Source organism: Pseudomonas wuhanensis, from assembly GCF_030687395.1.
In the GTDB taxonomy this organism is placed as follows: Bacteria; Pseudomonadota; Gammaproteobacteria; order Pseudomonadales; family Pseudomonadaceae; genus Aquipseudomonas; species Aquipseudomonas wuhanensis.
This window is the reverse complement of record NZ_CP117430.1, coordinates 425,651-440,123: the sequence shown is the minus strand read 5'-3', so window position 1 is coordinate 440,123 and position 14,473 is coordinate 425,651. Positions and strand designations below refer to the sequence as shown.

19 protein-coding genes are annotated in these 14,473 nt (G+C 60.5%); 16 read left to right on the top strand and 3 right to left on the bottom strand.

Annotation, left to right across the window (positions count from 1 at the left end; genetic code table 11):
• The first annotated feature begins 100 nt into the window (after positions 1–100).
• The 5 genes from PSH88_RS02070 (at position 101) to PSH88_RS02050 (ending at position 4,012) form a co-directional block, all read left to right on the top strand.
• Complete coding sequence (locus tag PSH88_RS02070; RefSeq protein WP_019650230.1) at positions 101–673, top strand: YqgE/AlgH family protein; 573 nt, start codon at positions 101–103, stop codon at positions 671–673.
• Positions 673–1,110: a Holliday junction resolvase RuvX gene (gene ruvX, locus PSH88_RS02065; protein ID WP_007897947.1), complete on the top strand. Its 438-nt coding sequence runs from the start codon at positions 673–675 to the stop codon at positions 1,108–1,110. The genes PSH88_RS02070 and ruvX overlap by 1 nt, the downstream gene beginning before the upstream one ends.
• Positions 1,111–1,208: 98 nt before the next feature.
• Complete coding sequence (gene pyrR / locus PSH88_RS02060) at positions 1,209–1,712, top strand: bifunctional pyr operon transcriptional regulator/uracil phosphoribosyltransferase PyrR (protein ID WP_305424712.1); 504 nt, start codon at positions 1,209–1,211, stop codon at positions 1,710–1,712.
• Positions 1,713–1,739: 27 nt separating this feature from the next.
• Positions 1,740–2,744, top strand: coding sequence for an aspartate carbamoyltransferase catalytic subunit (locus tag PSH88_RS02055; protein ID WP_305424711.1), 1,005 nt, complete (start codon positions 1,740–1,742; stop codon positions 2,742–2,744).
• Positions 2,741–4,012 (top strand): dihydroorotase, encoded by a 1,272-nt coding sequence (locus tag PSH88_RS02050; protein WP_305424709.1) that lies wholly within the window; start codon positions 2,741–2,743, stop codon positions 4,010–4,012. The genes PSH88_RS02055 and PSH88_RS02050 overlap by 4 nt, the downstream gene beginning before the upstream one ends.
• A 107-nt stretch (positions 4,013–4,119) precedes the next feature.
• Here the strand turns inward: PSH88_RS02050 and PSH88_RS02045 are convergent, their stop codons facing one another.
• Complete coding sequence (locus PSH88_RS02045) at positions 4,120–4,551, bottom strand: NINE protein (RefSeq protein WP_305424708.1); 432 nt, start codon at positions 4,549–4,551, stop codon at positions 4,120–4,122.
• 249 nt (positions 4,552–4,800) lie between these two features.
• Between PSH88_RS02045 and PSH88_RS02040 the strand changes: the two genes are divergently transcribed.
• Positions 4,801–5,421 carry a C40 family peptidase gene (locus PSH88_RS02040; RefSeq protein ID WP_305424707.1) on the top strand — a complete coding sequence of 207 codons (621 nt, stop codon included), beginning with the start codon at positions 4,801–4,803 and terminating at the stop codon, positions 5,419–5,421.
• A 133-nt stretch (positions 5,422–5,554) separates the two neighbouring features.
• Here PSH88_RS02040 and PSH88_RS02035 read toward each other — a convergent pair whose 3' ends face one another.
• Positions 5,555–6,589, bottom strand: coding sequence for a type IV pilus twitching motility protein PilT (locus tag PSH88_RS02035; protein WP_305424706.1), 1,035 nt, complete (start codon positions 6,587–6,589; stop codon positions 5,555–5,557).
• A gap of 56 nt (positions 6,590–6,645) precedes the next feature.
• Between PSH88_RS02035 and PSH88_RS02030 the strand changes: the two genes are divergently transcribed.
• The 10 genes from PSH88_RS02030 to PSH88_RS01985 all read left to right on the top strand — a co-directional run bounded on the left by PSH88_RS02030 (position 6,646) and on the right by PSH88_RS01985 (position 13,622).
• Positions 6,646–7,332: a YggS family pyridoxal phosphate-dependent enzyme gene (locus PSH88_RS02030; protein ID WP_305424704.1), complete on the top strand. Its 687-nt coding sequence runs from the start codon at positions 6,646–6,648 to the stop codon at positions 7,330–7,332.
• 34 nt (positions 7,333–7,366) lie between these two features.
• Complete coding sequence (proC, locus tag PSH88_RS02025; protein ID WP_305424702.1) at positions 7,367–8,185, top strand: pyrroline-5-carboxylate reductase; 819 nt, start codon at positions 7,367–7,369, stop codon at positions 8,183–8,185.
• 24 nt (positions 8,186–8,209) lie between these two features.
• Complete coding sequence (locus PSH88_RS02020; RefSeq protein WP_305424701.1) at positions 8,210–8,797, top strand: YggT family protein; 588 nt, start codon at positions 8,210–8,212, stop codon at positions 8,795–8,797.
• Positions 8,797–9,087 carry a DUF167 domain-containing protein gene (locus tag PSH88_RS02015; RefSeq protein WP_305424700.1) on the top strand — a complete coding sequence of 97 codons (291 nt, stop codon included), beginning with the start codon at positions 8,797–8,799 and terminating at the stop codon, positions 9,085–9,087. The genes PSH88_RS02020 and PSH88_RS02015 overlap by 1 nt, the downstream gene beginning before the upstream one ends.
• Positions 9,088–9,265: 178 nt before the next feature.
• Positions 9,266–10,405 carry a homoserine O-succinyltransferase MetX gene (gene metX / locus PSH88_RS02010; RefSeq protein WP_305424699.1) on the top strand — a complete coding sequence of 380 codons (1,140 nt, stop codon included), beginning with the start codon at positions 9,266–9,268 and terminating at the stop codon, positions 10,403–10,405.
• Positions 10,406–10,412: 7 nt separating this feature from the next.
• Positions 10,413–11,033: a methionine biosynthesis protein MetW gene (gene metW / locus PSH88_RS02005; RefSeq protein ID WP_007939351.1), complete on the top strand. Its 621-nt coding sequence runs from the start codon at positions 10,413–10,415 to the stop codon at positions 11,031–11,033.
• A gap of 26 nt (positions 11,034–11,059) precedes the next feature.
• Positions 11,060–11,494, top strand: a complete 435-nt coding sequence (locus PSH88_RS02000) for a DUF4426 domain-containing protein (RefSeq protein WP_305424698.1) — start codon at positions 11,060–11,062, stop codon at positions 11,492–11,494.
• Complete coding sequence (gene rdgB, locus PSH88_RS01995; protein WP_305424697.1) at positions 11,491–12,087, top strand: RdgB/HAM1 family non-canonical purine NTP pyrophosphatase; 597 nt, start codon at positions 11,491–11,493, stop codon at positions 12,085–12,087. The genes PSH88_RS02000 and rdgB overlap by 4 nt, the downstream gene beginning before the upstream one ends.
• On the top strand, positions 12,084–13,289 hold the full coding sequence (hemW, locus tag PSH88_RS01990; RefSeq protein ID WP_305424696.1) for a radical SAM family heme chaperone HemW: 1,206 nt from the start codon (positions 12,084–12,086) through the stop codon (positions 13,287–13,289). The genes rdgB and hemW overlap by 4 nt, the downstream gene beginning before the upstream one ends.
• A 9-nt stretch (positions 13,290–13,298) precedes the next feature.
• Positions 13,299–13,622: a DUF3392 domain-containing protein gene (locus PSH88_RS01985; RefSeq protein ID WP_007897907.1), complete on the top strand. Its 324-nt coding sequence runs from the start codon at positions 13,299–13,301 to the stop codon at positions 13,620–13,622.
• Positions 13,623–13,738: 116 nt separating this feature from the next.
• Here the strand turns inward: PSH88_RS01985 and trmB are convergent, their stop codons facing one another.
• Complete coding sequence (trmB, locus tag PSH88_RS01980; RefSeq protein WP_305424695.1) at positions 13,739–14,464, bottom strand: tRNA (guanosine(46)-N7)-methyltransferase TrmB; 726 nt, start codon at positions 14,462–14,464, stop codon at positions 13,739–13,741.
• Positions 14,465–14,473 lie beyond the last annotated feature (9 nt).

Below are 14,473 nucleotides of genomic sequence, written 5' to 3'. Positions count from 1 at the left end.
AGCCCGCTCCCACAGGGAACAGGTTGTTTGCTGGGATTCGGGGCATTTCCTGTGCATCCCCGGCTTGTCAGTTCGCCCCTCCAACGCCACACTAGCGCTCATGAAGAACGTCAGCCCCAGCTACCTCAAGCATCACTTCCTGATCGCCATGCCTCACATGGCCGACCCGAACTTTGCGCACACCTTGACCTACATCGTCGAGCATACGGCCAATGGTGCCATGGGGCTGGTGGTCAACCGCCCGCAGGACCTGAACCTGGCCGATATCCTCGAGCAATTACGCCCCGATATCGAACCGCCAGTGCTCTGCCAGCATGTGCCGATCTTTATCGGCGGGCCGGTGCAAACCGATCGCGGTTTTGTCCTGCACCCGTCGGGAAAAACCTATCAGGCCACCGTTGATCTGGACGGCGAGTTGTCGCTGTCGACCTCCCAGGATGTGCTGTTCGCCATCGCCGACGGCGTCGGCCCTGCTAAAAGCGTGATCACCCTCGGCTACGCCGGTTGGGAAGCCGGGCAACTGGAAGCCGAACTGGCCGATAACGCCTGGCTGACCTGCCCGTTCCACGCCGACATCCTGTTCAACACCAGCAGCGAATTGCGCCTCGAAGCAGCGGCCAAGCATTTGGGTATCAACCTCAGCCTGCTCACCAGCCAGGCGGGGCACGCCTGATGGCCCTGCGGTTGATTTTGGGTTTCGACTACGGCACCAAACAGATCGGCGTTGCGGTCGGCCAGGTGATTACCGGCCAGGCCCGCGAGTTGTGCACCTTGAAGGCGCAAAACGGCATTCCCGACTGGAATCAGGTCGAAGCCCTGATTAAAGAGTGGAAACCCGACGCTGTGGTGGTCGGCCTGCCGCTGAACATGGATGGCACACCCAGCGATATGTGCCTGCGGGCCGAAAAGTTCGCCCGACGCCTGAACGGCCGCTACAACCTGCCCTTCTATACTCACGACGAGCGCCTGACCACCTTCGAGGCCAAGGGCGAACGCCTGGTCCGTGGCGGCCAGAAAGGCAGTTACCGCGACAACCCGGTCGATGCCATCGCCGCCGCCCTGCTGCTGCAAGGCTGGCTCGACGAAAACACCGCACTGTTCGAATCCTGACCGCACTAATTCTGAAGAGCCGCTGCGGCGTCTCCCTAAGCTACAACCCGAGCCACCACTCAAGCAGCATCCGGCTCGGGACCAAGAAGGAGCAAACCATGAGCCTGCCCAATCCCGCCGAACTGATCAGCCAGATGGCGACCCGTCTCAAGGCTTATCTGGAAAACCGTGGCATCAGCGAACCGCGTTACATCGGCATTCGGACCGGTGGCGTCTGGGTCGCGCAGGCGTTGCTCGATGAACTGGGCAGCGATTCGCCCCTGGGCACCCTGGACGTTTCGTTCTACCGCGACGACTTCAGCCAGAACGGCCTGCACCCGCAAGTACGCCCATCGGCACTGCCGTTCGAGATCGAAGGCCAGCATCTGGTGCTGATCGATGACGTGCTGATGAGTGGTCGGACCATCCGCGCCGCGATGAACGAACTGTTCGACTACGGTCGCCCGGCCAGCGTGACGCTGGTGTGCCTGCTGGACCTGGACGCCGGTGAGCTGCCGATCCGCCCGAATGTGGTTGGCGCGACGCTGTCGCTGGCAGCCCATGAGCGCGTGAAGTTGTCTGGCCCGGAACTCAAGCTCGAACTGCAAGACCTCGCCCTTTAACTCGCCCTATTGAGAGTCCCCCTCGCGATGACGCCTCTAGAAACCAAGCGCCCGCTGCAGCTCAATGATCAGGGCCAGCTGCGCCACTTCCTCTCACTCGACGGTTTGCGCCGCGAGCTGCTGACGGAAATCCTCGACACCGCCGACTCATTCCTCGAAGTCGGTGCCCGGGCAGTGAAGAAAGTCCCGTTGCTGCGCGGCAAGACCGTGTGCAACGTGTTCTTCGAGAACTCCACCCGCACCCGCACCACCTTTGAACTGGCGGCCCAACGGCTGTCGGCCGACGTGATCACCCTGAACGTGTCGACGTCGTCGGCAAGCAAGGGCGAAACCCTGCTCGACACCCTGCGCAACCTGGAAGCCATGGCCGCCGACATGTTCGTCGTGCGTCACGGTGACTCCGGCGCCGCGCACTTCATCGCCGAGCATGTTTGCCCGCAAGTGGCGATCATCAACGGTGGCGACGGCCGTCACGCCCACCCGACCCAGGGCATGCTCGACATGCTCACCATCCGTCGGCACAAGGGCGGCTTCGAAAACCTCTCGGTGGCCATCGTCGGCGACATCCTGCACTCGCGGGTGGCGCGCTCGAACATGCTCGCCCTGAAAACCCTTGGCTGCCCGGACATCCGCGTGATTGCGCCGAAAACCCTGCTGCCGATCGGCATCGAGCAATACGGCGTGAAGGTCTACACCGACATGACCGAAGGCCTGAAAGACGTCGACGTGGTGATCATGCTGCGCCTGCAGCGTGAACGCATGACCGGCGGCCTGCTGCCGAGCGAAGGCGAGTTCTACCGCCTGTTCGGCCTGACCACCGCGCGCCTGGCCGGCGCCAAACCTGATTCCATCGTCATGCACCCGGGGCCGATCAACCGCGGGGTGGAAATTGAGTCGGCGGTGGCCGACGGTCCGCACTCGGTGATCCTCAATCAGGTGACCTACGGCATCGCGATTCGTATGGCCGTGCTGTCCATGGCCATGAGCGGGCAAACAGCCCAGCGCCAATTCGAGCAGGAGAACGCCCAGTGAAGCTCAGCATTCTCGGCGCACGCGTTATCGATCCGGCCAGCGGCCTGGATCAAGTGACTGATATCCACGTTGAAGCCTGCAAGATCGTCGCCCTTGGCGCCGCTCCAGCCGGTTTCACTGCTGTAGAAACCATCGACGCCAAAGGCCTGGTGGCCGCCCCGGGCCTGGTTGACCTGAACGTCGCCCTGCGCGAGCCGGGCTACAGCCGCAAAGGTTCGATCGCCAGCGAAACCCGCGCCGCTGCGGCCGGTGGCGTGACCAGCCTGTGCTGCCCACCGAAAACCAAACCAGTGCTGGACACCTCGGCCGTGGCCGAACTGATCCTCGACCGCGCCCGCGAGGCGGGCAACACCAAAGTGTTCCCGATCGGCGCTCTGAGCAAAGGCCTCGACGGCGAGCAGTTGGCCGAATTGGTCGCGTTGCGCGATGCCGGCTGCGTGGCCTTTGGCAACGGTCTTGAGAGCTTTCGCAACACCCGCACCCTGTGCCGGGCACTGGAATACGCGGCGACGTTCGACCTGACGGTGATTTTCAACTCGCAGGACCATGATCTGGCCGAAGGTGGCTTGGCCCATGAAGGCCCGACTGCGAGTTTCCTCGGTTTGCCGGGCATTCCGGAAACCGCTGAAACCGTAGCCTTGGCCAGGGATCTGCTGCTGGTCGAGCAAAGCGGCGTGCGTGCGCACTTCAGCCAGCTCACCAGCGCCCGCGGTGTGGCACTGATCGCTCAGGCTCAGGCCCGTGGCCTGAAGGTCACGGCGGATGTGGCGTTGTATCAGTTGATCCTCACCGACGAAGCGTTGATCGACTTCAGCAGCCTCTATCACGTCCAGCCGCCGCTGCGCACCCGTGCGGATCGCGATGGCCTGCGGGCAGCGCTGAAGTCGGGGGTGGTGTCAGCCATCTCCAGCCATCACCAGCCCCATGAGCGCGATGCCAAACTGGCACCGTTCGGCGCCACCGAGCCTGGCATCAGCAGTGTTGAACTGCTGCTGCCGCTGGCGATGACCTTGGTGGAAGATGGTTTGCTCGACTTGCCGACTCTGCTAGCACGCTTGAGCGCCGGTCCTGCCGAAGCGTTGCGTCTGCCAGCGGGCAAGTTGGCTGTGGGTGGGCCGGCAGATATCGTGCTGTTCGACCCTGCGGCCTCGACCGTGGCTGGTGAAACCTGGCTGTCCAAGGGCGAAAACTGCCCGTTCATTGGCCATAGCCTGCCGGGTGTGGTGCGTTACACGTTGGTGGATGGGCGGATCAGCCATCAGGCGTAAAACGCGGTGCTCCAATCGCGGGCAAGCCCGCTCCCACAGGGTATTCGGTTGGCCGCAAGATTTGCGCACAACACATCCACTGTGGGAGCGGGCTTGCCCGCGATGACTTACTGGAAGGCGCCTCTATTCTGAGCGTTGCGAATCGACACTTGGTCATTCAACGTCCAGAAGTCATACAACACCCCCAGAAAGAACACCCCGCCCGTCACCAGGTACAGCAATCCGCTGACCCACTTCCCCTGATACATCCGGTGTACGCCAAATACCCCGAGAAACGTCAACAGAATCCACGCAACGTTGTATTCGATGGGGCCGGCGGAAAAACGCAGGTCCGCTTCACGGTCCATGGAAGGGATCAGAAACAGGTCGATCAGCCAGCCGATACCCAGCAAGCCGAAGGTGAAAAACCAGATCGTCCCGGTCACCGGCCTGCCGTAATAGAAGCGGTGAGCCCCGGTAAAACCAAAAATCCACAGCAGGTAACCGATCACTTTGCTGTGCGTATCTTGCTGTGAAACGGGTTGTCGATAGGTGTTCATGGATGGCCTCGATTCACGCGATAGAGAAATATTCTTGAATTCTTTGTGACTTTTTTACAGGTGGCCGACATACGGCAGATGCTACCTTCGTTCCCGTCAAAGCCTTGTAGGGCCTGACTTCTGTCCGACAATCGCGTCAATTTTCAGCTTGTTTGGTTCCGTTGCCGCCAAAGTGAATCGACCAACGGCCTCGGAAGGGCCAAAAAAGCTGTTATAAAGTTGCGCGTTCACCCATATGAGCCTTGCCTAATGCGTCCATTTTTCAAGACATGGCTAACCATTTGCCTATTATTGCCACTGGCCGCCCACGCCACTAATCGTGAGCAACGTCTTCCTAACGTTAATGGTTACACCCCAAAATCCCACGTTTCTGCTCCTTCGAGCAAAAACAAGCAAATAGTAAAACGCTCCAGCCAACTGAGCAGCGTAAACAGCAAGCTAGTCCCGCCGATGGCGACCAAGGAAAGCAGCAACGTGTTGAGCCGTGCGGTAAACGTGCTCGGTACGCCTTATCGTTGGGGGGGCAGCAGCCCAAGTAAAGGGTTCGATTGCAGCGGTCTGGTGAAATACGCGTTCAACGACGCCACGTTCGACCTGCCACGCACTTCCAATGCCATGGCCAGTGGTCATGGCGAGAAAGTCGATCGCAACGATCTGAAGCCAGGCGACCTGATTTTCTTCAAACTCAAGAGCCGCCGGGTGAATCACGTTGCTATCTACCTGGGCAACGACCGCTTCATCCACGCACCACGTCGTGGCAAGTCGGTGAGCATCGACACCCTGAAGAAACCGTACTGGGAAAGCCACTACGTGGTTGCCAAGCGGGTTCTGCCAAAAGAACAGAACGCATTGCGGATTGTTCAGCGTTGATCCGACACTGATCGTTCCCACGCTCTGCGTGGGAATGCAGCCCGGGACGCTCCGCGTCCCTTTCGAAAGCTGGAACGCGGAGCGTCCCTTGAGGCATTCCCCCACGCAGAGCGTGGGAACGATCAACTTCCTGTCAGAAGTTATCCGGCGACCGCGCCTTCTCCCGCGCATGCTCGCGGCTGATCACGCCCCTGGTCACCAACTCCTTCAGGCACATGTCCAGTGTCTGCATCCCCAGCGACCCTCCGGTCTGAATCGACGAGTACATCTGGGCCACCTTGTCTTCGCGAATCAGATTACGGATCGCTGCGGTGCCGAGCATGATTTCGTGGGCGGCAATTCGCCCGCCGCCGACTTTCTTGATCAATGTCTGCGACACCACCGCCAGCAACGACTCGGAGAGCATTGAACGTACCATCGATTTCTCGTCGCCCGGAAACACGTCCACCACCCGGTCGATGGTTTTCGCCGCCGACGTGGTGTGCAGCGTGCCGAATACCAAGTGACCCGTTTCTGCGGCAGTCAAAGCCAGCCGAATAGTCTCCAGATCACGCATTTCCCCCACCAGAATCACGTCCGGGTCTTCGCGCAGGGCCGAGCGCAGCGCCGTGGCGAAGCTGCGGGTATCGCGATGGACTTCGCGCTGATTGATCAGGCATTTGCGCGATTCGTGGACGAACTCGATGGGGTCTTCGATAGTGAGTATGTGGTGATGGCGATGGTTGTTCAGGTAATCGATCATCGCCGCCAGCGTGGTGGACTTGCCGGAACCGGTCGGGCCGGTCACCAGCACCAGGCCTCGGGGCGCTTCGGTAATCTTGCGAAACACGTCCCCCATGCCCAGATCGTCCATGCTCAGGACCTTCGACGGAATGGTCCGGAATACCGCGCCCGCGCCACGGTTCTGGTTGAAGGCATTGACCCGGAAACGCGCCACGCCGGGCACTTCGAAGGAAAAATCGGTTTCAAGATGCTTCTCGAAGTCCACCCGCTGGAGGTCGTTCATGATGTCGTAGATCAGCTCATGCACTTCCTTGTGATCCAGGGCCGGCAGGTTGATGCGCCGCACATCGCCGTCAACACGAATCATCGGTGGCAAGCCGGCGGACAGGTGCAGGTCAGACGCGCCTTGTTTGGCGCTGAAAGCCAGCAGCTCAGTGATATCCATAGCGCTCCTCAATTCCAGTAGAATGCCGCGAACCTTCAGACCGCTGGCGCCTCTTGATGTCCACGATAGCAGACAACATTCTTCAGGTTAGTTCACGCATCCAGGCAGCAGCCAAAGCCGCCCACCGCGATGAGAACAGCATCCAACTGCTGGCCGTGAGCAAAACCAAGCCCGCCGAGGCCCTGCGTGAAGCCTATGCCGCCGGGATCCGCGACTTTGGCGAAAACTACCTGCAGGAAGCCTTGGGCAAACAGCTCGAACTGGCCGACCTGCCCTTGATCTGGCACTTCATCGGCCCCATTCAATCGAACAAGACTCGTGCTATCGCCGAGCACTTCGACTGGGTGCATTCCGTGGATCGCTTGAAAATCGCACAACGCCTGTCCGAACAACGCCCTGCCGATTTGCCGCCCTTGAACATCTGCATCCAGGTCAACGTCAGTGGTGAAGCCAGCAAGTCCGGCTGCACCCCGGCTGATTTACCCGCCCTGGCCAATGCCATCAGCGCTCTGCCGCGCTTGAAATTTCGCGGGCTGATGGCGATTCCCGAGCCGACTGAAGATCGTGCCGCCCAGGACGCCGCCTTTGCTGCCGTGCAAAGCCTGCAAGCCAGCCTGAATCTGCCACTCGACACACTTTCCATGGGCATGAGCCACGACCTCGAGTCGGCCATCGCCCAGGGCGCTACTTGGGTCCGTATCGGTACGGCCCTGTTTGGCGCCCGTGATTACAGTCGACCATGAACATGGCTGACTCACCTCTCTATAAGGACCTGACATGAGCAAGACTCGTATTGCCTTTATCGGAGCCGGCAACATGGCCGCCAGCCTGATCGGCGGCCTGCGCGCCAAAGGTCTGGACGCCGCGCAAATCCGCGCCAGTGATCCGGGTGAAGAAACCCGTGCCCGCGTGAGCGCCGAACACGGCATCGAAGTGTTTGCCGACAACGCCGACGCCATTCAGGGCGTGGACGTGATCGTGCTGGCGGTCAAACCCCAAGCGATGAAAGCCGTTTGCGAAGCCATTCGCCCAAGCCTCAAGCCGAATCAATTGGTGGTTTCGATTGCGGCCGGCATCACCTGCGCCAGCATGAACAACTGGCTTGGCGCCCAACCTATCGTGCGCTGCATGCCTAACACCCCGGCGCTGCTGCGTCAGGGCGTAAGCGGTTTGTTCGCCACCAGCGAAGTGAACTCCGAACAACGCCAGCAAGCTGAAGAGCTGCTGTCGGCGGTTGGCATTGCCCTGTGGCTGAACGAAGAACAGCAACTGGACGCGGTCACCGCTGTTTCCGGCTCGGGCCCGGCGTATTTCTTCCTGCTGATCGAAGCCATGACCGCTGCGGGCGTGAAGCTCGGCCTGCCAGCGGACATCGCCGCCCAACTGACCGTGCAAACCGCTTTGGGTGCTGCACACATGGCAGTCGCAAGCGATGTCGACGCAGCTGAATTGCGTCGTCGTGTGACGTCGCCTGCGGGCACCACCGAAGCGGCGATCAAGTCATTCCAGGCTGGCGGCTTCGAAGCCCTGGTAGAACAAGCACTCGGCGCCGCTGCGCACCGCTCGGCCGAGATGGCTGAGCAACTCGGCCGCTAATCAGCTCTTACAAAGGAATCAATGATGCTCGGACTCAATGACGCTGCCATTTTTGTGATTCAAACCCTGTGCAGCCTGTATCTGCTGATCGTGCTGCTGCGCTTCATTCTGCAACTGGTGCGGGCGAACTTCTACAACCCGCTCTGCCAGTTCGCCGTGAAAGCCACTCAACCGCTGCTCAAGCCACTGCGTCGGGTTATCCCGAGCATGTTCGGCCTGGACATGTCGTCGCTGGTACTGGCGCTGATCGTGCAAATGGCGCTGTACGCGGTCATCCTGCTGCTCAAAGGCTACGAGGTCGACGTGCTGTTTCTGGCGCCGTGGGCATTGATTGGTATCTTTGCGCTGTTTTTGAAGATTCTGTTCTGGGCGATGATCATCAGTGTGATTCTGTCCTGGGTTGCTCCTGGCAGCCACAATCCGGGCGCAGAACTGGTCCAGCAGATCACTGAACCGGTACTCGCGCCGTTCCGCCGGATCGTGCCGAACCTGGGCGGCCTCGACATCTCGCCGATCTTCGCGTTTATCGCACTGCAGTTGCTGCAAAGCTGGCTGATTCCACGCCTTGCGTACTACGCCCTCATGCCGAAGGAACTGTTCGGCCTGATCTGATGAGTTACTTTCGTTGGGACGGTGATGACCTGATTTTGGAATGTCACCTGCAACCTGCGGCCCGCAGCGATGATTTCTGCGGGCTGCATGGCGATCGCCTGAAGATCCGCCTGACTGCACCGCCGGTTGAAGGCAAGGCCAATGCGTATTTGATAGCGTTTCTGGCCAAGGCGTTCGGGGTTTCCAAGAGTCAGGTGAGCTTGATCAGCGGGGAGCTGAACCGGCAGAAGCGAGTTCGGATTTGCTCGCCGAAGAAGCTGCCGGGGCTACCCGGCCTGACACCACCCTGATCGTTCCCACGCTCCGCGTGGGAATGCATCCCGTGACGCTCCGCGTCACCTCAAAAGCGGACGCAGAGCGTCCATGGCGGCATTCCCACGCAGAGCGTGGGAACGATCGTTGGTCGTCGCTTGCTGCTACGGGCAGCGGTCTTTAGACTTACGCCTCATTTCAATGAGAGCAGGGTCGATGCCAGCTGCCTTTCCCCCCGATTCTGTTGGTCTGGTGACGCCGCAAGTGGCGCACTTCAGTGAACCCCTGGCCTTGGCCTGCGGACGTTCGTTGCCCGCTTATGACCTGATCTATGAAACCTACGGCACGCTGAACGCTACGGCGAGCAACGCCGTGCTGATCTGCCACGCCTTGTCCGGTCACCATCACGCCGCCGGCTTCCACAGCCCCGACGACCGCAAACCCGGTTGGTGGGACAGCTGCATTGGTCCCGGCAAGCCGATCGACACCAACAAGTTCTTCGTGGTCAGCCTGAATAATCTCGGCGGGTGCAACGGTTCCACCGGCCCCAGCAGCATCAATCCGGAAACCGGCAAGCCATTCGGCGCCGATTTCCCGGTGCTGACCGTGGAAGACTGGGTCCATAGCCAGGCGCGTCTCGCTGATTTGCTCGGCATTCACCAATGGGCCGCGGTGATCGGCGGCAGCCTTGGTGGCATGCAGGCCTTGCAATGGACCATCACCTACCCGGACCGCGTGCGGCACTGCCTGGCCATCGCCTCGGCACCAAAACTGTCAGCGCAGAACATCGCGTTCAACGAAGTCGCACGCCAGGCGATCCTCACCGATCCGGAGTTCCACGGCGGCTCGTTCCAGGAAGCGGGGGTGATCCCCAAGCGCGGGCTGATGCTGGCGCGGATGGTCGGGCACATCACGTACCTGTCCGACGACTCCATGGGTGAGAAATTCGGTCGCGGCCTCAAGAGCGAAAAGCTCAACTACGACTTCCACAGCGTCGAGTTCCAGGTCGAAAGCTACCTGCGCTATCAGGGTGAGGAATTTTCCGGACGTTTTGACGCCAACACCTACCTGCTGATGACCAAGGCGCTGGACTACTTCGACCCGGCGGCGAACTTCAACGATGACCTGGCGAAAACTTTCGCCGGTGCCACCGCCAAGTTCTGTGTGATGTCGTTCACCACCGACTGGCGCTTCTCCCCTGCCCGCTCGCGGGAACTGGTGGACGCGCTGATGGCAGCCAGGAAAGACGTCTGCTACCTGGAGATCGACGCTCCGCAAGGCCACGACGCCTTCCTGATTCCGATCCCGCGTTACTTGCAGGCCTTCAGCAATTACATGAACCGTATAGCGCTTTGAGGAAGACATGAGAGCCGATCTGGAAATCATCCAGGAATGGATCCCCGCCGGCAGCCGCGTGCTCGACCTCGGTTGCGGTGACGGCGAGTTGCTGACCTGGCTGCGTGACCACAAGCAGGTTACCGGCTATGGCCTGGAAAACGACCCGGACAACATTGCCGAATGCGTGGCCAAGGGCATCAACGTCATCGAGCAAGACCTGGACAAGGGCCTGGGCAACTTCGCCAGCAACAGCTTCGACATCGTGGTCATGACCCAGGCCCTGCAAGCTGTGCACTACCCGGACAAGATCCTCGACGAAATGCTTCGGGTCGGTCGCCAGTGCATCATCACCTTCCCCAACTTCGGTCACTGGCGCTGCCGCTGGTACCTGGCGAGCAAGGGCCGGATGCCGGTTTCGGAGTTTCTGCCGTACACCTGGTACAACACGCCGAACATCCACTTCTGTACTTTCGAAGACTTTGAAGCGCTGTGTCGCGAACGTGAAGCCAAGGTCATTGATCGGCTTGCCGTGGATCAACAGCATCGGCATGGGTGGGCCAGTAAGCTATGGCCTAATCTGTTAGGTGAGATCGGCATCTATCGCGTCAGCAGCCCCGGTCTGCCGGACCACAAGGTCGCGGTCTGAATCCCGACACTTCGAGGAGAACCATCATGGGTCGTCTAGCACTGTTTTTACTTACTGCCTGCCTGAGCGTCACCGCCATGGCCGCCGATGTCATCAAGGGCGAGCGCAAGGAAACCTTTGGCGACGTGACGGTGCATTACAACACCTTCAATTCCACCTTCCTGACCCCGGATATCGCCAAAGCCGCCGAGCTGACTCGCAGCAAAAACCAGGGCGTGATCAACGTATCGGTCCTCAAGGAAGGTAAACCGCAGACAGCGCAGGTCAGCGGGACGGTCAAGGACCTGATCAGCGCCCCAGTGCCGCTGAAGTTCAAGCAGATCACTGAAGCAGGCGCGGTCTACTACATCGCCCAGTTCCCGGTACCGCAGCAGGAAATCCGCACCTTTGAAATCAAGGTGCAGACCGGCGACAAAATCAACACCATCAATTTCAACCAAGAGCTCTTCCCCGGCCAATGATGAATTTCACGCAACTCGTATTGGCCAGCCATAACGCCGGCAAACTCAAGGAACTCCAGGCCATGCTCGGCGAATCGGTGCACTTGCGCTCGATCGGCGAGTTCAGCAGCGTCGAGCCTGAAGAAACCGGCCTGTCGTTCGTCGAGAACGCCATTCTCAAGGCGCGCAATGCCTCACGCATTTCCGGCCTGCCGGCCTTGGCCGACGATTCGGGGCTGGCGGTGGACTTCCTCGGCGGTGCGCCGGGTATCTATTCGGCCCGTTACGCCGACGGCAAGGGCGATGCGGCGAACAACGCCAAACTGCTCGACGTGATGAAAGACGTGCCACAGGCCGAGCGCGGCGCGCAGTTCGTCTGCGTATTGGCGCTGGTGCGTCATGCCGATGATCCGCTACCGATTCTCTGCGAAGGCCTGTGGCATGGGCGCATCCTGACCCAGGCCAGCGGCGAACACGGTTTTGGCTACGACCCGCTGTTCTGGGTGCCATCGCGCGATTGCTCCAGCGCCGAGCTGAGCCCGAGCGAAAAGAACCTCATCAGCCACCGCGCCCGTGCAATGGATCTGCTGCGCCAGCGTCTAGGCCTGATATGACCCTTGAATCATCCGCGTCGCCGCTGATCTTCGGCGGCGCCGCACAATCGCCTCGAGCGGCCCTGCCCGTGCTGCCGCCCTTGGCGTTGTACATCCACATCCCGTGGTGTGTACGCAAATGCCCCTATTGCGACTTCAACTCCCACACCGCCAGCCCGGTGCTGCCGGAAGAAGAGTATGTCGACGCCTTGCTGGCCGACCTCGATCAGGATCTGCATGCGGTCTATGGCCGCGAACTGAGCTCGATCTTCTTCGGTGGCGGTACGCCGAGCCTGTTCAGCGCCGAGGCTCTGGGCCGTTTGCTCAAGGGCGTCGAACAACGCATTCCGTTTGCCAGTGACATCGAAATCACCCTGGAAGCCAACCCCGGAACGTTCGAGCAGGAGAAATTCCGCGCTTACCGGGCGCTGGGCATCAATCGCCTGTCGATCGGCATCCAGAGCTTTCAGGAAGAGAAACTCAAGGCCCTGGGGCGGATTCACAACAGCGACGAAGCCGTGCGTGCCGCCGGCATGGCCCGTCAGGCAGGCTTCGAGAACTTCAATCTGGACCTGATGCACGGTTTGCCCGATCAGTCCCTGGATGACGCTCTGAACGACCTGCGCCAGGCTATTGCCCTGAAGCCGACGCACCTGTCCTGGTATCAGTTGACGCTGGAGCCGAACACGGTGTTCTGGAACCAGCCGCCGACGCTGCCGGAAGATGACACCCTGTGGGACATTCAAGAGGCCGGTCAGGCGCTGTTGGCCGAACACGGTTACGCGCAGTACGAAGTCTCGGCCTATGCCCAACCCGGCCGTCCGGCGCGGCATAATCTCAATTACTGGAGTTTCGGCGACTTCATCGGCATCGGCGCCGGTGCCCACGGCAAGCTCAGCCATCCGGACGGGCGCATCGTGCGCACCTGGAAGACCCGCCTGCCGAAGGATTACCTCAATCCGGCCAAAAGCTTCAAGGCTGGCGAGAAGGCGCTGACCAACGAAGAACTGCCGTTCGAGTTCCTGATGAACGCCTTGCGCCTGACCGAGGGCGTCGAAGCGCGGTTGTATCCGGAGCGCACCGGACTGCCCCTGGAAAGCCTTGCCGAAAGCCGCCGCGAGGCCGAACAAAGCGGCTTAATGCAGGTCGAACCGTCACGTCTGGCGGCCACGATGCGCGGACAACTCTTTCTCAATGACTTGCTGCAGAAATTTCTGACATAAGGAAATCGAATGGATCTGGTACTCGACCTGCTCGCCACCGTGTCCCGCTGGAGCCGTAGCAACCTGTCGGAAATCTCTCTGGCGCTGGTGGGCTGCCTGCTGGTGCTGTTTGGCGCCGACATCAAAGGCTGGGTCGACCAACGCCTGGGCAGCATCGCCGGCGCCTTGCGCGTCCCGCTGATGGCCCTGCTGTGCATGGTCGGCAGCGGCGTGGCGCTGATCTATGCCACGCCATGGATCATCAAAGGCCTGAGCCAGTTCAACAACTACAGCCTGGCGCCGGTATTGTTGGTGGTGCTGGTGCTGATCGGCGTCGTAGCCGACCGCCGCTAAATTCGAATAGCACACAAAACAATGTGGGAGCGGGCTTGCCCGCGATGAGGCCATAACATTCAACATCTCTGTTGACTGTCAAACCGCCATCGCGGGCAAGCCCGCTCCCACAGGTTTTACGCCAGTTTTTCGAACTTCAAATCCCACACGCCATGCCCAAGACGTTCGCCGCGGCGTTCGAACTTGGTGATCGGGCGTTCGGCCGGGCGCGGCACGCATTTGCCGTCTTCGGCCAGGTTGCGATAACCCGGCGCGACGTTCATCACTTCCAGCATGTACTCGGCGTACGGTTCCCAGTCGGTCGCCATATGCAGAATGCCGCCGACCTTCAGCTTGCTGCGCACCAGTTCAGCGAACGATGCCTGAACGATACGACGCTTGTGGTGACGGCTCTTGTGCCACGGGTCCGGGAAAAACAGCATCAGGCGATCAAGGCTGTTGTCGGCGATGCAACGGTTGAGCACTTCGATCGCATCGCAATCGTAGACACGCAGGTTGGTCAGGCCCTGAGTCAGCACGCCATTGAGCAGCGCGCCGACACCCGGACGATGAACTTCAACGCCAATGAAATCCTGCTCCGGCGAAGCTGCGGCCATTTCCAGCAGCGAATGGCCCATGCCGAAGCCGATTTCCAGGGAGCGCGGTGCCGAGCGACCGAATACCTGGTCGAAGTCCACCGGCGCGTCCGCCAGTGGCAGCACAAACAGCGGCGTGCCTTGGTCCAGACCGCGCTGTTGGCCTTCGGTCATGCGCCCGGCGCGCATCACGAAACTCTTGATGCGGCGGTGTTGGCGCTCTTCGCCTTCTTCCGTCTGGATAGGCGTGTCGTTTGATTCAGTCATCAATGGCTC

Excerpts from the sequence above, each read along its gene's own strand:
- hemW (WP_305424696.1), top strand. The coding sequence starts at position 12,084 with ATGACCCTTGAATCATCCGCGTCGCCGCTGATCTTCGGCGGCGCCGCA.
- PSH88_RS02015 (WP_305424700.1), top strand. The coding sequence starts at position 8,797 with ATGAGTTACTTTCGTTGGGACGGTGATGACCTGATTTTGGAATGTCAC.
- PSH88_RS02070 (WP_019650230.1), top strand. The coding sequence starts at position 101 with ATGAAGAACGTCAGCCCCAGCTACCTCAAGCATCACTTCCTGATCGCC.
- PSH88_RS02000 (WP_305424698.1), top strand. The coding sequence starts at position 11,060 with ATGGGTCGTCTAGCACTGTTTTTACTTACTGCCTGCCTGAGCGTCACC.
- PSH88_RS02045 (WP_305424708.1), bottom strand. The coding sequence starts at position 4,551 with ATGAACACCTATCGACAACCCGTTTCACAGCAAGATACGCACAGCAAA.
- metX (WP_305424699.1), top strand. The coding sequence starts at position 9,266 with ATGCCAGCTGCCTTTCCCCCCGATTCTGTTGGTCTGGTGACGCCGCAA.
- PSH88_RS02035 (WP_305424706.1), bottom strand. The coding sequence starts at position 6,589 with ATGGATATCACTGAGCTGCTGGCTTTCAGCGCCAAACAAGGCGCGTCT.
- PSH88_RS02040 (WP_305424707.1), top strand. The coding sequence starts at position 4,801 with ATGCGTCCATTTTTCAAGACATGGCTAACCATTTGCCTATTATTGCCA.
- PSH88_RS02020 (WP_305424701.1), top strand. The coding sequence starts at position 8,210 with ATGCTCGGACTCAATGACGCTGCCATTTTTGTGATTCAAACCCTGTGC.
- rdgB (WP_305424697.1), top strand. The coding sequence starts at position 11,491 with ATGATGAATTTCACGCAACTCGTATTGGCCAGCCATAACGCCGGCAAA.
- ruvX (WP_007897947.1), top strand. The coding sequence starts at position 673 with ATGGCCCTGCGGTTGATTTTGGGTTTCGACTACGGCACCAAACAGATC.
- trmB (WP_305424695.1), bottom strand. The coding sequence starts at position 14,464 with ATGACTGAATCAAACGACACGCCTATCCAGACGGAAGAAGGCGAAGAG.
- PSH88_RS02055 (WP_305424711.1), top strand. The coding sequence starts at position 1,740 with ATGACGCCTCTAGAAACCAAGCGCCCGCTGCAGCTCAATGATCAGGGC.
- pyrR (WP_305424712.1), top strand. The coding sequence starts at position 1,209 with ATGAGCCTGCCCAATCCCGCCGAACTGATCAGCCAGATGGCGACCCGT.
- PSH88_RS02030 (WP_305424704.1), top strand. The coding sequence starts at position 6,646 with ATGTCCACGATAGCAGACAACATTCTTCAGGTTAGTTCACGCATCCAG.
- metW (WP_007939351.1), top strand. The coding sequence starts at position 10,413 with ATGAGAGCCGATCTGGAAATCATCCAGGAATGGATCCCCGCCGGCAGC.
- PSH88_RS01985 (WP_007897907.1), top strand. The coding sequence starts at position 13,299 with ATGGATCTGGTACTCGACCTGCTCGCCACCGTGTCCCGCTGGAGCCGT.
- proC (WP_305424702.1), top strand. The coding sequence starts at position 7,367 with ATGAGCAAGACTCGTATTGCCTTTATCGGAGCCGGCAACATGGCCGCC.